Source organism: Streptomyces sp. YIM 98790 (genome assembly GCF_011421595.1).
In the GTDB taxonomy this organism is placed as follows: domain Bacteria; phylum Actinomycetota; class Actinomycetes; order Streptomycetales; family Streptomycetaceae; genus Streptomyces.
Window position 1 is genome coordinate 1 of record NZ_WTLH01000053.1, and the last position, 13,809, is coordinate 13,809.

Genomic DNA, 13,809 nt, shown 5'->3' on the forward strand with positions numbered 1-13,809 from the left:
AGCCCGGCCGCGCGCTCCGGCGCGGCCGGCGCGGCCAGTGCCCGGGCGTGCAGCGCGGCCTCGGCGGCCAGCCGGTCCTGCCCGGCGAACAGCGCCCGGGAGAGCGCCAGCGCGGTGCGGCGCTCGGCGCCGGAGAGGTAACGGTTGCGGCTGGAGAGCGCCAGCCCGTCCTCCTCGCGGACGGTGGGCACGCCCACGATCTCCACCGGGAAGTCCAGGTCCCGCACCATGCGCCGGATCAGCGCCAGCTGCTGGGCGTCCTTCTGGCCGTAGAGGGCGATGTCCGGGGCGGTCAGGTGGAGCAGCTTGGCGACCACGGTCAGCATGCCGTCGAAGTGGCCGGGCCGGGACGCGCCCTCCAGCCGCTCCCCCATCGGCCCGGCGCTGATCCGCACCTGCGGCTCCCCGCCCGGGTACACCTCCGCGGCCGACGGGGCGAACACCGCGTCGGCCCCGGCCGCCGCGGCCACCTCCAGATCGGCGTCCAGGGTGCGCGGGTAGCGGTCGAAGTCCTCGCCCTCGCCGAACTGCAGCGGGTTGACGAACACGGTGACCACCACCTGCCCGTCCCGCCCGGCCCGGGCACGGGCCGCCCGGATCAGCGTGGCGTGCCCCTCGTGCAGCGCGCCCATGGTCATCACCACGGCCCGCGGCCCGGCGCCGGCGGGACGCGGCAGGGCGTGCAGCCCCTCCGCGGTGACCGGAACGGGCAGGCGGCCCCCCGGGCCGGGGCGCGCGCTCGGGGCGGGGCTGGGGGCGCTCATGCGGGTTCTCCGTCCGACGACAGGGCTTCCAGGAGGCGCTCGGCCTGTTCGGGCCGGAGCGTGCCGTGGTCCAGGGCGCGGTCGGCGGTGGCCCGTGCCATGGCGAGATAGCCGGGCAGGGCGTCCGGGGCGTGCGCCCGCAGCTCGGCCACGTGCGCCGCCACGGTGCCCGCGTCGCCGCGCGCCACCGGGCCGGTGAGTGCGGCGTCGCCGGAGCGCAGGGCGTTGTCCAGGGCGGCGCCGAGCAGCGGGCCGAGCATCCGGTCCGGTGCGCCGACCCCGGCGGTGCGCAGCAGATCCATGGCCTGGGCGACCAGCGTCACCAGGTGGTTGGCGCCAAGCGCGAGCGCGGCGTGGTAGAGGGGGCGGGCGCTCTCCTCGATCCACTCCGGCTCGCCGCCCATCTCGATCACCAGCGCCTCGGCGGCCAGCCGCAGCTCCTCGGGCGCGGTGACGCCGAACGCGCAGCCGGCCAGCCGCTGCACGTCCACCGAGGTGCCGGTGAAGGTCATCACGGGGTGCAGGGCCAGCGGCAGGCCGCCGGCCCGGCGGGCCGGGTCGAGCACCGCCGTGCCGTAGCGGCCGGAGGTGTGCACCAGCAGCTGGCCGGGGCGGACCGCGCCGGTCCCGGCCAGGCCGCGCACCAGGCCGGGCAGCACGTCGTCGGGGACGGTGAGCAGGACCAGTTCGGCACGGGCCATCACCTCGGCCGGGTCGACCAGCGGCACGCCGGGCAGCAGGGCGTCGGCGCGGCGGCGGGAGGCGTCGGAGACGCCGGAGACGGCGGCCGGGCGGTGCCCGGCCAGGGCGAGGGAGGCGGCGAGCGCGGGACCGACGCGTCCGGCGCCCACGACACCGACGGACAGCCGGGCGGGCCGGTCCTCGGCGCGTCCGGGCGCGCCGGAGCCGCCGGGGTGATGCGGTGCGTTCACGGCAGCCTTCCGTTCCGTTCCAGTCCTCCGCCAGACCGGGCGGACTGGCGGGCCCCAGCGGGCATCGGTACCGGACGTTCACACCCATGCTATCCGCGGGCAACCCGCGCACCACCGCTCCCGCCACCCGATGAGACGAGCCCGACAGCCCTGGCGGGGCCGCGGGCCGCGGCCCGGCTCGCCGGGTGCCGCCCGAGGACGTGCGGGGCCGTCCGGGGCGGGGCGGGCCGGCGCGGGGCGGGGGCCCGGCGAGCGGCGCATCCGCCGCGGGCGGATCAGTGGGGGTGGCCGCCGGCCTGGACCAGGCCGGTCTCGTAGGCGAGGACGACCGCCTGCACCCGGTCGCGCAGCTGGAGCTTGGCCAGGATGCGGCCGACATGCGTCTTCACCGTGGCCTCGGACACGAAGAGATGCGCGGCGATCTCGCCGTTCGACAGCCCCTGGGCGATCAGCACCAGCACCTCCCGCTCCCGGTCCGTCAGCTGCTTCAGCCGCGGGTCCTCGGCCTGCTGCGCGGCCGGCAGCAGGGTGGCGAACCGGTCCAGCAGCCGCCGCGTGGTGGACGGCGCCACCACCGCGTCCCCGCTGGAGACGGAGCGGATCGCGGAGAGCAGCTCGTCCGGCGGCACGTCCTTGAGCATGAAGCCCGACGCACCCGCCTTGAGCGCGGAAAAGGCGTACTCGTCGAGGTCGAAGGTGGTCAGGATGAGCACCTTGGGCGCGCCCGGCCCGCCCTCCCCCTCCTGGCAGACGCGGCGGGTGGCCTCCACCCCGTCCATCCGCGGCATCCGCACGTCCATCAGCACCACGTCCACGGCCGTCGTGCGCAGCCGCTCCAGCGCCTCGGCGCCGTCACCCGCCTCCGCCACGACCTCCATGTCCTCCTGGGCGGCGAGCACCATCTTGAATCCGGTGCGCAGCAGCACCTGGTCGTCGACGAGCATGACGCGGATCGGCATCAGAGGTGTCCTTCCCGGGGTCCTGGGAGTGGTTTCGGTCACGCGGACAGGCGAGGCGTGCGGCGGCGGCGGAACGGGCGGCGGCGGCTCAGGCGGGGCAGTCACGGGTCTTCAGCGGCAGGGTGGCACTGATCCGGAAGCCGCCGCCGGGGCGCGGCCCGGCCAGCAGTTCACCGCCGACCATCCCCACCCGCTCCCGCATGCCGATCAGCCCGTGGCCCAGCCCGTCGGCTCCGCCGCTCTCGTACGCGCCGACCGGCCGCGCCCCGCGCCCGTCGTCCTCCGCCAGCACGGTGAGGGTATCGCCGCCGTACCGGAGCCGGACCCGGGCACCGGCCTCGGGGCCGGCGTGCTTGCGGGTGTTGGTCAGGGCCTCCTGGACGATCCGGTAGGCGGTGAGCTCCACGCCGCTGGGCAGCGGGCGGGGCGAGCCCTCGATGCGGAAGTCGACCGGCAGCCCGGTGTCACGGATGCGCTGCACCAGCTCGCCGAGCTGCTCCACGCCCGGCTGCGGCACGTAGTCCTGTTCGCCGACGGCCGCGCCGGCGGTGCCGTTGGCCGTGGCGTTGCTCTCCCGCAGCACGCCCAGCAGGCGGCGCATCTCGGTGAGCGCCTGCCGCCCGGTGGTGGAGATGGTCCGCAGCGCGCTGCGCGCCTGCTCCACATCCTTGTCCAGCACGTATGCGGCGCCGTCGGCCTGGACCACCATCACCGACACGTTGTGTGCCACCACGTCGTGCAGCTCCCGGGCTATCCGGGCGCGCTCCGCCACCACGGCCATCCGGGCGCGGGCCTCGCGCTCCTGTTCCAGCCGGGTGGCACGCTCCTCGAGCTCGGCGTAGTAGGCGCGGCGGGTGCGCAGCGAGTCGCCCAGCACCCAGGCCAGCGCGAAGCAGACCGTCATCAGCACGGTCTCGAAGACCGCCGCGCCGGTGGAGTGGAAGTCGTCCGGTTCGTGCCAGCGCACCGAGGCCAGCGCGGGGGCCGCCAGGGCGCCGGCCAGGGCCAGCCGGGAGGCCCAGCGGGTCTGCCGGGAGGCGACGGTGAAGATGATGACCAGGAAGGCGAAGTTGCCGGGGTTGGGCTCGACGCCGGTGACCAGCTGGAACACGCCGACGGCCAGGGCGAGCAGCAGCATCTGCTCCGGCCGGCGCCGCCGCAGGGTGACCACCGTGCCCAGCAGGACGGCGGTCAGGCCGCCGGCCGTCTCCTGCCCCTCACTGAGCTCCGGCAGCGTGTCCACCAGCCAGGCGATCGTGAGGGCGAACAGCATGAATCCCCAGAAGCCGTCCACCAGTGTCGGGTGGCGGCGAAGGAATTCGTAAAGCTTGTTCACATGACTCAGAGTAGGGACACGGCGGACGTTCCGGGTCAGTCCGGGGAGCGATACCTGGGGAGGGCAGCTACTCCTCTGGGGGGACGCGACGCCCGCTGCCTCCGGGTGAGGCCCCGGGGGCGTACGGTGGCGGGGTGGCGGCGGGACGGAGCGGGCGGCCGGTGCGCTGGAGCGTGGCCGCCGAGCGGGCCCTGTACGGGGCGGGGCCGGGGTTCTTCCTGCGGGAGGCGCCGGGTGCGCATTTCCGCACCGCGGTGCATGCCTCGCCGCTGTTCGCCCAGGCCGTGACCGTGCTGCTGCGCCGGGTGGACGACGCCCTGGGCCGGCCGGCGGACGGCCTGGCGCTGGTGGACATGGGCGCCGGGCGGGGGGAGCTGCTGACCGGGGTGCTGGCGGCGCTGGAGCCGGACGAGGCGCGGCGGGTACGGCTGTGCGCGGTGGAGCGGGCGGAGCGGCCGGCCGGGCTGGACGAGCGGATCGAGTGGTGCTCCGAGGTGCCGGAGGGCGTCGTCGGGCTGCTGTTCGCCAACGAGTGGCTGGACAACGTCCCGCTGGACGTGGTGGAGACCGGCCCCGGCGGCCGGCCGCGCTATGTGCTGGTGGACCCGGCGACCGGGAAGGAGACGCCGGGCGGGCCGCCGGACCCGGCCGACCTGGCGTGGCTGCGGCGGTGGTGGCCGCTGCGCGGCGAGCCGGGCGAGCGGGCGGAGATCGGCCGCACCCGGGACGAGGCGTGGGCGGCGGCGGCCGGACGGCTGGCCGCCGGTCTGGCGGTGGCGGTGGACTACGCCCACAGCCGGGACGCCCGTCCGCCGCTGGGCACCCTCACCGGCTACCGGGACGGCCGCCAGGTGCGGCCGGTGCCCGACGGCAGCTGTGATCTGACCGCGCATGTGGCGCTGGACTCCTGTGCCGGGCCGGGCGCGGTGCTGCTGCCGCAGCGGTCGGCGCTGCGGCAGCTCGGGGTCAGCGGCCGGCGGCCGCCGCTCGCGCTGGCCTCGGCCGATCCGGCCGGGTATGTGCGGGCGCTGGCGCTGGCCGGGCAGGCGGCGGAGCTGACCGATCCGGGAGGGCTGGGCGGCTTCACCTGGCTGCTGCAGCCGGTGGGCATCCCGCTGCCGCTGCGCGCCGGGGCGTGACCCGCGCTCGTCCGGCCGCCCGTCCCGGCCCGTCCCGGCGCCGGGACCCGGGCGCGTGGCGCCCGGAGCCCGCGCAGCCGGGCGCCGCCCCGTAACGCTCCGCAACGCCCCGTAACGCCCTGCAACGGCCCGCATTGCCCGGAGTCGGCCCCTGGTGCTGTCTGTCTACTTGTCGATGTCACCGACGACGAAGAAGAAGGAGCCCAGGATGGCCACCATGTCGGCGACCAGGGTGCCGGGCAGCAGTTCGGTCAGCGCCTGGATGTTGTTGAAGGACGCCGAGCGCAGCTTCATCCGGTAGGGCGTCTTCTCGCCCTTGGAGACCAGGTAGTAGCCGTTCAGGCCGAGCGGGTTCTCGGTCCACGCGTAGGTGGCGCCCTCCGGGGCCTTGAGCACCTTGGGCAGCCGCTGGTTGACCGGCCCCGGCGGCAGCCCGGCCAGCCGGTCCAGACAGGCATCGGCCAGCTCCAGGGCGTTCCGGGTCTGTTCCAGCAGCACCTCGAACCGGGCCAGGCAGTCGCCCTCGGTGCGCACCGCGACCCGCAGGGTGTCGCCCAGCTCGCCGTAGGCGAGATACGGCTCGTCCCGGCGCAGGTCGAAGTCGACGCCGCTGGCACGGGCGATCGGCCCGGACACCCCGTAGGCGTGCACGGTCCGCGGGTCGAGCACCCCGACGCCCCGGGTGCGGGCCCGGAACACCTCATTGCCCAGCACAAGATCGTCGAAGCGGCCCATCCCGCCGCGCACCGCCGCCACCGCGGCCCGGGCCCGTTCCGTCCAGCCGGCCGGCAGATCCTCCTTCAGGCCGCCGACCCGGTTGAACATGTAGTGCATCCGGCCGCCCGAGACCTCCTCCATCACCCGCTGGAGATCCTCCCGCTCGGTGAAGGCGTAGAAGATCGGGGTGATGCCGCCCAGTTCCAGCGGGTACGAGCCGAGGAACATCAGATGGTTCAGGGCACGGTTCAGCTCGGCCAGCAGGGTGCGCAGCCAGACCGCACGCTCGGGCACCTCCATGCCGAGCATGCGCTCCACCGCCAGCACCACGCCCAGTTCGCTGGAGAACGCCGACAGCCAGTCGTGCCGGTTGGCCAGCACGATGATCTGCCGGTAGTCGCGGACCTCGAAGAGTTTCTCCGCACCGCGGTGCATATAGCCGATCACCGGTTCGGCGCGGGAGATCCGTTCGCCGTCCAGCACCAGCCGCAGCCGCAGCACACCGTGCGTGGAGGGGTGCTGGGGGCCGATGTTCAGCACCATGTCGGTGGACCCCACCGACACCGCGGAGCCGCCCACCCCCACCGTCGTCTCGGTGCCGGCGGCGGTCGTTCCGTTCCCGTTGGCCATGGGGGCCAGTGTGGCAGTTCGGCACCGCGATGGGTACGCGCCCGTCCCCTGCCGGGTTCGGTGCCCGGCGCCCCGCGGCTCTAAGCTCGGGCACATGGAAGCGGTTGCGCCGGCCGGCGCGGACGGTACGGACGGCGGCGCGGGCAGCACGGGCGGCGCGGACGGCGCCACGCCCGGGGAGGCCGGGGAGACCGGCGGGGCCCGGGAGTGGCGGCATGTGCAGCCGGGCCTGCTGACCCTGTGGCGGGTGCTGCTGGTGGTGTGGACGGCTCCGGTGATCCTGGTGGCGGCGCTGCTGCCGCTGCTGCTCGGCGCACCGGAATGGTCGCTGCCCGCCCTGCTGCCGCTGGCGCTGATGGTGTGGGGCTGGGTGGTGCTGGGCCGGGTCTGCCGCTCCTGGCGCTATCTGGAGCGCGCCGACGATCTCCTGATCAGCCGCGGCGTGATGTGGAAGCAGCTCACCGTGGTGCCGTACGGCCGGATGCAGTTGGTGGAGGTGACCTCGGGGCCGCTGGACCGCAAGTTCTCCCTGGCCCGGCTCCAGTTGCACACCGCGGCGGCGGCCACCGACGCGACCATCCCGGGCCTTGCCCCGGACGAGGCCGAGCGGCTGCGCGACCGTCTCACCGAACTGGGCGAAGCCCGCTCCGCGGGCCTGTGAACTCGGCGGTCACACGGTGAACGGAATCGGCGCGGACAAGAGCAGCGGCGGCGGCGGCGGGCCCGGCCGCGGCAGCGGCTTCCCGGCGGAGGGACGGCGGCTGCATCCGGTGACCCCGTGGCGGCGCGCCTGGGCACCGCTGGCCGGGCTGGGCGCCCTGGTGGCGCAGAACCCCGAACGCCTGCGGGACGCCGCCGAGCTGGGCGCCCTCCCGCTGCTGGGCCTGACCGCCGGTGTGCTGGCCGTGGCCGCCGCCTACGGCTTCCTCTCCTGGCGGGTCACCCGCTACCGCATCACCGACACCGAACTGCGCATCCGCACCGGCCTGTTCTTCCGCCGCACCGCGCACCTGCGGCTGGACCGCATCCAGTCCATCGACATCACCCAGCCGCTGCTGGCCCGGGTGTTCGCGGTGGCCAAGCTGAAGATGGACGTGGTGGGCGCCGGGCAGCACGACGAGCTGGCGTTCGTCGGCGAGGCCGAGGCCCGCGAGCTGCGCGCCGAACTGCTGGCCCGGGCGGCCGGTATCGCCCCGGAGGCCGCGCCCACCGCCGGCGAGGCCCCCGCCCGGCAGCTCTACCGGGTCGAGACCCGCACCCTGGCCTGGGCGCTGGCCCTGCTGGGCAGCGGCTGGGGCGCGCTGCTCGGCGCGCTGGCCGCCATCCCGCTGATGCTGTGGGCGACCGGCAGCGTGTTCGCCGCGGCGGTGACCGGGCTGCCGATGGTGATCGCGCTGTGGCGCAGCAGCGTCGGCGGCTTCCTCACCCAGTACGGCTGGACCGTGTCCGAGTCCCCGGACGGGCTGCGGCTGGACCACGGGCTGCTCCAGAAGGAGCACGCCACCGTGCCGCCCGGCCGGGTGCAGTCGGTACGGCTGGTGGAGCCGCTGCTGTGGCGGCGGCGCGGCTGGGTGCGGGTGGAGCTGGAGGTGGCGGGTGCCGGAAACGAGGGCGGGCTGCTGCTGCCGGTGACCACCCGCCACGAGTGCGTGGCGCTGCTCGGCCGGATGCTGCCGCAGGTGGACATCGACGCGGCGGTGGCGGCGGTCCGTCCGGCGCCGTCCCGCGCCCGGTGGGCCGTGCCGGTGTGGTGGCGCGGCTACGGCCACGGGGTGACCGAGGCGGTCTTCGTGGCCCGGCACGGGCGGCTGCGCCGGGTGCACACCCTGGTGCCGCACGCCAAGGTGCAGAGCGTGCGGCTGACCCGCGGGCCCTGGCAGCAGTTCCTCGGACTGGCCGGTGTCCATGTGGACCACGGCGCCAACGGCACGGCCAGCGCGCGGCAGATGGACGCGGAGTACGCGGCGGCCGAAGTCGCGGCGCAGGCCGAGCGTTCCCGGCTGGGGCGGCGCACCGCGCGGCCCGACCGCTGGCTGACCTGACCGGGCACGGCGCGCCGCCTCGGCGGCGCCGGGCACGGCCCGCGGCGTACCCGGGGCAGGCCCGCGAGGCCGTGGGGGCGTGAGGCCGTGGGGGCGTGAGCCCTCGCTCGGGCGCGAGGGGCGGGCGAGGGGCGCGCGACCAGCTCGCGAGGGGCGCGCGAGGCATCGCGGACGTCACGTCCGGGTGTTCTTCCGCACCCGGCCGGGCGTGGGCCAGGATCGGGGGATGGACCTGAACACCCTGCTGGACACGCTGGTGGACAAGGGGCTGCGGCGGGAGCTGCCGACCCGCGAGGAAGCCCTGGCCGTACTGGCCGCCTCCGACGACGACGTGCTCGATGTGGTGGCCGCGGCCGGCAAGGTGCGCCGCCACTGGTTCGGACGGCGGGTGAAGCTGAACTACCTGGTCAATCTCAAGTCCGGGCTCTGCCCAGAGGACTGCACCTACTGCTCGCAGCGGCTGGGCTCGCAGGCGGGCATCCTCAAGTACACCTGGCTGAAGCCGGACCAGGCGGCCGAGGCGGCCCGCGCCGGGGTGGCGGGCGGCGCCAAGCGCGTCTGCCTGGTGGCGAGCGGGCGCGGGCCCACCGACCGGGACGTGGACCGGGTGTCCGAGACCATCGCCGCGATCAAGGAGCGGAACGCCGACGTGGAGGTGTGCGCCTGTCTCGGTCTGCTCTCCGAGGGGCAGGCGGAGCGGCTGCGGGAGGCCGGCGCCGACGCCTACAACCACAACCTCAACACCTCGGAGGAGATGTACGGAGACATCTGCACCACCCACGACTTCTCCGACCGGGTGGAGACGGTACGGCAGGCGCAGGGCGCGGGGCTGTCGGCCTGCTCCGGGCTGATCGCGGGCATGGGCGAGAGCGACGAGGACCTGGTCGACGTGGTGTTCGCGCTGCGCGCGCTGGACCCGGACTCCGTTCCGGTGAACTTCCTCATCCCGTTCGAGGGCACGCCGCTGGCCAAGGAGTGGAATCTGACGCCGCGCCGGGCCCTGCGCATCCTGGCCATGGTGCGGTTCGTCTGCCCGGATGTGGAAGTGCGGGTCTCGGGCGGCCGGGAAGTGCATCTGCGTTCCCTCCAGCCGCTGGCCCTGCACCTGGCCAACTCGATCTTCCTGGGTGACTACCTGACGAGTGAGGGCCAGGCGGGCAAGGCGGATCTGGAGATGATCGCGGACGCCGGATTCGAGGTGGAGGAGGCGGGCCGCACCACCCTGCCGGGCCACCGCACCACGGGCGCCGGCGGGGGCGCCGGCGCTGCTGCCCCGGAGGCGGACGCGGAGGCGGAGGCGGAGGCGGACGGTCCGGCCGAGGCGCCGCGCACCGATCTGGTGGCGGTGCGCCGCCGGGGCGCGGGCACCGACCTGGCTCCGAACGCGTGACGAGACGGGGTGGTTTACGGCGATTCGGTGAAGGAAGCGCTTGCAGACGCTGCAGAGTGTTACAGCCCGGCGGCAAGGAGTGGACCGCCCTCCCGGCCGCACGCCTCGTTGATTAGCCTGGGCCCACCGGACGCACGTGCACGTGCACAGGACGGCCCGGTCCCGGGGGACCACGGGTAACAGGGGGTACGCGGTCGGCTCGGCCCCGGCGCGAATGCCACCCGTTCGCGCCGGGGCCGGGCGTCCGCAGCCCCCGCCACCGGTCCGGCCCGGTCTCTTCAGCCGGGCCGGTGGCACTGCTCAGCCGGTGGCCGGCGGCGGACCGCTGTCCTCCTCGCCGCCCGCGCCCCCGCTTCCGTTCCCACTGCCGTTGCCATTGCCGTTGCCGTTGCCGTGCTGCGGCCGGTCGGGGCCCTCCGTGTCGTCCGTGTCCGAATCCTCCGCGGGACCGTCCGGGCCGTCGAGGTCGTCCAGGACCTCCAGCACATCCAGGTCGTCCAGGCCGTCCATGCCGCCCGGGCCCCGGCCGCCGGCCGGCCTGTCGTCCAGGTCGTCGAGATCGCCGTCCAGGTCGTCCAGCGCGGTCGGCCCCTCCTCGGTGTCGGCCAGCACCGGGGACGCGTGATGCGCCCACACCTTCCAGCCGCCGTGCTCGGCCCGCCGGAAGATGTTGGTGGCCACCACCACCCCGCCGACCAGCGGCCCGGCCGAGCCGTCCGGCGCCGCGGGCCCGCCGGTGAGGATGTTCTCGGTGCACGTCACCAGCGCCGTGTCGCCCAGCACCGAGATCTCCACGTCGGTCAGGAAGAACTGTATGTACTCGTGGTTCGCCATGATGGTGGCGTACGAACGCAGCACCTCGGCGCGGCCGTTGAGCACCGGCCAGCCCGGATGGACCACGCTGATCCCGCCGTTGCCCTCCTCCAGCCAGCAGTCCGACAGAGCCTGCAGATCACCGTGCTCCAGCGCGTCGTAGAGCGCGGTGTTGGCTGCGGCCACCGCCTCGATGTCGGTTCGCGCCCCACTCATCCGACTCCCTCATCGCTGCTGTCGCCGCTGTCGCCGCTGTCGCCGCCCTCGCGCGTGCCGCCGCCCGTGCCGCCGTCTCCGGGGCGCGCCGCGGCGTCACGCACCGCACTGACCACCCGCACCGCGTCCACGCTGGGCCGCACCTCGTGCACCCGCACCGCCCAGGCGCCTGCCTGCGCGGCCAGCACCGTCACCGCCGCGGTCGCCGCGTCCCGCTCCCGGGCGGGCGGCGGAGTGCCGTCCGGACCGGCGAGTACCCGCCCGAGGAACCGTTTACGCGAGGCGGCCACCAGCATCGGGCGGGAGAGCTCGGCCAGCAGCCGGTCCAGCGCGGCCACCAGTGCCAGATCGTGCGGCGCCTGCTTGGCGAAGCCCAGCCCCGGGTCCAGGATGATGCGGCCCGCGTCGATGCCGCCGGCCACCGCCGCGTCCAGGGCGGCGCGCAGCTCGTCCACCACCTCGCCGACCACATCGCCGTACACCGCGCGCCGGTTCATGTCGGCGCTCTGGCCGCGCCAGTGCATCACCACGAACGGCACCCCGGCGTCCGCCACGAACGGCACCATCCGCGGGTCGGCGCGGCCCCCGCTCACGTCGTTGACCAGCCGGGCCCCGGCCGCCACGGCCCGCTCGGCCACGGACGCCCGCATGGTGTCCACGCTGACCAGCACCCCGGCGTCGGACAGCTCCCGCACCACCGGGACCACCCGGCGCAGTTCCTCGGCCTCATCCACCCGGAGCGCGCCGGGGCGGGTGGACTCGCCGCCCACATCCACCAGATCGGCGCCCTGCGCCACCAGGTCCAGGCCGTGCTTGACCGCCGCCTCGGGGGCGAACCACAGTCCGCCGTCGGAGAACGAGTCGGGGGTGACGTTCACCACGCCCATCACGGCGCAGCGGCCCCACTCCGGCAGGCCGGTCACCGGCGGGTGAGTGCTGTCCATGGCTCAAGGGTAGGACCTGGCCCCGGGCGCGGGGAGCGCCCCGTGTGCACCCGGCGGGCGCCGCGCCGCACCCCGTGCGACAGGGCTGTCCGAGGGCCCGGGTAGATTCGGAGTACGCCGGTCCGACCGGCCCGAGGGACAGACCGACAGCCGGATCCGGGACGTCCGGGGCGCACCGGGCATCCGGCAGGCCGCGTGGAGCGGCCCGCCGGCCACCGCTGCCGCCCGCCGTTCCGGTGTGCGCCGTCCGCCGTTCCGAGGTCCACCGCCCGCCGATCACCGCTCGCCGTCCGCAGCCGACAGACCGACCGCTCGCACACCACCGAGGAGTGAGACCAGCGTGGACCGCATCGCGCTGCGCGGGCTGCGTGCCCGAGGCACCCATGGCGCGCTGCCCGAGGAGCGGGCGCTGGGCCAGACCTTCGTGGTCGACCTGGAGCTGTCCGTGGACACCCGCCCGGCCGCCGAGAGCGACGACCTGTCCCTCACGGTGCACTACGGGGTGCTGGCCCAGGAGGTCACGGCGATCATCTCGGGCGAGCCGTGCGCGCTGATCGAGACCCTGGCGCAGCGGATCGCCGACCGGTGCCTCTCCTTCGAACCCGTGCGGGAGGTCGAGGTGACCGTGCACAAGCCGCAGGCGCCGATCCCCGTGCCCTTTGACGACGTGACCATCACGATCAGGCGGAGCCGCTCATGAGCCCCGATGCCGCATCCAAGCCCGACCCCACCGTGCAGCCCGTCCACCGTTCGGTGGTGGAGCAGGTCGATGCCGCGGACAGCACGCTCCAGAACCCGAAATTCGCCGTGCTGTCGATCGGCGGCAACCTGGGCAACCGGCTGGACAGCCTCCAGGGCGCGGTGGACGCCCTGGCCGACACCCCGGGCCTGCGGGTCAAGGCGGTCTCCCCGGTGTACGAGACCGCGCCCTGGGGCGTTCCGGCGGACAGCCAGCCGGCCTATTTCAACGCCGTGGTGATCGTCCGCACCACCCTGCCGCCGACCTCGCTGCTGGAGCGGGCGCAGGCCATCGAGGAGGCGTTCGAGCGCGTACGGGACGAGCGATGGGGTCCGCGCACGCTGGACATCGACCTCATCTCCTACCAGGGCGTGCACTCCGACGATCCGCGTCTCACGCTGCCGCATCCGCGCGCCCATGAGCGGGCCTTCGTGCTGGTGCCGTGGCACGATGTCGACCCGGACGCGGAGCTTCCCGGCCACGGCCGGGTGGCCGAGTTGCTGCGGGAGCTCGGCGATCAGGGCGTCCACCGCCGCGAGGGTGTCACGCTGGTCCTGCCGGACTGAGCGGACCGACCCACGACCGGGCCGGTGACGACCGCACCGGTGACGACGGCAACCGGCGACCGACCGGCGGTGACAACCGGCGACGACGACAGACGAGGGGCACGGGCCGGGACAGTGACTCTTCTGCGGATGCGCATCCTGCTCGCGCTGTTCACCGGCGCGGCGCTGCTCGCCTACGGCCTGTCCTGGCTGTGGGACGAGGGCGGCGGCACGCTGCCGGCCGTGCCCGCATCGGCACCGGCGGTGCTGGCGCTGATCGCCATCGCCCTGCTGGCGGTGGCGCTGACCTTCCGCTCCCGGCTGCGCGCCCAGCGGGAGCGCCGGCCGGGGGCCCGTGGTGTGGACCCGCTGCTGGCGGCCCGCGCGGTCGTCTTCGGCCACGCCAGCGCGCTGGTCTCGGCACTGGCCGCGGGCCTGTACGGCGGCCTGGGGCTGTTTCTCGCGCTGACCTACTGGGATGTGGCCAACCGCCGCGAGCAGGCGCTGTACGCCGGGCTGGCGGTGCTGGCGGGCGCCGCGGTCTGCGCCACCGCGCTGTACCTGCAGCACGTCTGCCGCCTCCCCGGCGGCGACGACGACCAGGGCCCGCTCTCCACCGCCGCCTGAGCCCGCCCACGCCCCG

At 75.1% G+C, this 13,809-nt stretch carries 13 protein-coding genes and 1 pseudogene; 7 read left to right on the forward strand and 7 right to left on the reverse strand.

What is annotated here, in order from left to right; translation table 11 throughout:
• The 4 genes from panC to GQS09_RS11800 all read right to left on the reverse strand — a co-directional run.
• A partial coding sequence (gene panC, locus GQS09_RS11785) for a pantoate--beta-alanine ligase (protein WP_165985983.1) occupies nucleotides 1–764 on the reverse strand: 764 nt, incomplete at its 3' end.
• Nucleotides 761–1,696, reverse strand: a complete 936-nt coding sequence (locus tag GQS09_RS11790) for a Rossmann-like and DUF2520 domain-containing protein (RefSeq protein ID WP_165985984.1) — start codon at nucleotides 1,694–1,696, stop codon at nucleotides 761–763. The genes GQS09_RS11790 and panC, both read right to left, overlap by 4 nt.
• A 275-nt stretch (nucleotides 1,697–1,971) precedes the next feature.
• Entirely contained in the window at nucleotides 1,972–2,655 is a 684-nt protein-coding gene (locus GQS09_RS11795; RefSeq protein WP_165985985.1) for a response regulator transcription factor, read from the reverse strand.
• 88 nt (nucleotides 2,656–2,743) lie between these two features.
• Entirely contained in the window at nucleotides 2,744–3,991 is a 1,248-nt protein-coding gene (locus GQS09_RS11800; protein ID WP_165985986.1) for a sensor histidine kinase, read from the reverse strand.
• Between the two features lie 134 nt (nucleotides 3,992–4,125).
• Here GQS09_RS11800 and GQS09_RS11805 point away from each other — a divergent pair, with 134 nt between their 5' ends.
• Nucleotides 4,126–5,130 carry an SAM-dependent methyltransferase gene (locus GQS09_RS11805; protein ID WP_313896102.1) on the forward strand — a complete coding sequence of 335 codons (1,005 nt, stop codon included), beginning with the start codon at nucleotides 4,126–4,128 and terminating at the stop codon, nucleotides 5,128–5,130.
• A 165-nt stretch (nucleotides 5,131–5,295) separates the two neighbouring features.
• Here the strand turns inward: GQS09_RS11805 and GQS09_RS11810 are convergent, their stop codons facing one another.
• Entirely contained in the window at nucleotides 5,296–6,477 is a 1,182-nt protein-coding gene (locus GQS09_RS11810) for an NADH-quinone oxidoreductase subunit D (RefSeq protein ID WP_165985987.1), read from the reverse strand.
• Between the two features lie 94 nt (nucleotides 6,478–6,571).
• On the opposite strand from GQS09_RS11810, the gene GQS09_RS11815 reads away from it, so the two are divergent.
• From GQS09_RS11815 to bioB, 3 genes are all read left to right on the forward strand, one after another.
• Entirely contained in the window at nucleotides 6,572–7,138 is a 567-nt protein-coding gene (locus GQS09_RS11815) for a PH domain-containing protein (protein ID WP_165985988.1), read from the forward strand.
• A 25-nt stretch (nucleotides 7,139–7,163) separates the two neighbouring features.
• Nucleotides 7,164–8,519 (forward strand): PH domain-containing protein, encoded by a 1,356-nt coding sequence (locus tag GQS09_RS11820; protein ID WP_165986006.1) that lies wholly within the window; start codon nucleotides 7,164–7,166, stop codon nucleotides 8,517–8,519.
• 226 nt (nucleotides 8,520–8,745) lie between these two features.
• The gene (gene bioB, locus GQS09_RS11825; protein WP_165985989.1) at nucleotides 8,746–9,909 is read left to right on the forward strand and encodes a biotin synthase BioB; all 1,164 of its coding nucleotides are present in this window, start codon (nucleotides 8,746–8,748) and stop codon (nucleotides 9,907–9,909) included.
• A 525-nt stretch (nucleotides 9,910–10,434) separates the two neighbouring features.
• On the opposite strand, the pseudogene GQS09_RS29375 reads toward bioB, so the two are convergent.
• Both GQS09_RS29375 and folP read right to left on the reverse strand, forming a co-directional pair.
• A pseudogene (locus GQS09_RS29375) lies at nucleotides 10,435–10,938 on the reverse strand (nuclear transport factor 2 family protein); the annotation flags it as partial.
• On the reverse strand, nucleotides 10,935–11,882 hold the full coding sequence (gene folP, locus GQS09_RS11835) for a dihydropteroate synthase (protein WP_165985991.1): 948 nt from the start codon (nucleotides 11,880–11,882) through the stop codon (nucleotides 10,935–10,937). The pseudogene GQS09_RS29375 and the gene folP, both read right to left, overlap by 4 nt.
• A 340-nt stretch (nucleotides 11,883–12,222) precedes the next feature.
• Here folP and folB point away from each other — a divergent pair, with 340 nt between their 5' ends.
• The 3 genes from folB (at nucleotide 12,223) to GQS09_RS11850 (ending at nucleotide 13,793) form a co-directional block, all read left to right on the forward strand.
• On the forward strand, nucleotides 12,223–12,582 hold the full coding sequence (gene folB / locus GQS09_RS29380; protein ID WP_165985992.1) for a dihydroneopterin aldolase: 360 nt from the start codon (nucleotides 12,223–12,225) through the stop codon (nucleotides 12,580–12,582).
• The gene (gene folK / locus GQS09_RS11845) at nucleotides 12,579–13,187 is read left to right on the forward strand and encodes a 2-amino-4-hydroxy-6-hydroxymethyldihydropteridine diphosphokinase (protein ID WP_165985993.1); all 609 of its coding nucleotides are present in this window, start codon (nucleotides 12,579–12,581) and stop codon (nucleotides 13,185–13,187) included. The genes folB and folK overlap by 4 nt, the downstream gene beginning before the upstream one ends.
• A 114-nt stretch (nucleotides 13,188–13,301) precedes the next feature.
• Complete coding sequence (locus tag GQS09_RS11850) at nucleotides 13,302–13,793, forward strand: DUF3180 family protein (protein ID WP_165986007.1); 492 nt, start codon at nucleotides 13,302–13,304, stop codon at nucleotides 13,791–13,793.
• The last annotated feature ends 16 nt before the right edge of the window (nucleotides 13,794–13,809 follow it).

What these genes read in the sequence shown, in the direction of transcription:
- GQS09_RS11795 (WP_165985985.1), bottom strand. Translation starts at nt 2,655, where the DNA reads ATGCCGATCCGCGTCATGCTCGTCGACGACCAGGTGCTGCTGCGCACC.
- GQS09_RS11810 (WP_165985987.1), bottom strand. Translation starts at nt 6,477, where the DNA reads ATGGCCAACGGGAACGGAACGACCGCCGCCGGCACCGAGACGACGGTG.
- GQS09_RS11815 (WP_165985988.1), top strand. Translation starts at nt 6,572, where the DNA reads ATGGAAGCGGTTGCGCCGGCCGGCGCGGACGGTACGGACGGCGGCGCG.
- bioB (WP_165985989.1), top strand. Translation starts at nt 8,746, where the DNA reads ATGGACCTGAACACCCTGCTGGACACGCTGGTGGACAAGGGGCTGCGG.
- folP (WP_165985991.1), bottom strand. Translation starts at nt 11,882, where the DNA reads ATGGACAGCACTCACCCGCCGGTGACCGGCCTGCCGGAGTGGGGCCGC.
- folK (WP_165985993.1), top strand. Translation starts at nt 12,579, where the DNA reads ATGAGCCCCGATGCCGCATCCAAGCCCGACCCCACCGTGCAGCCCGTC.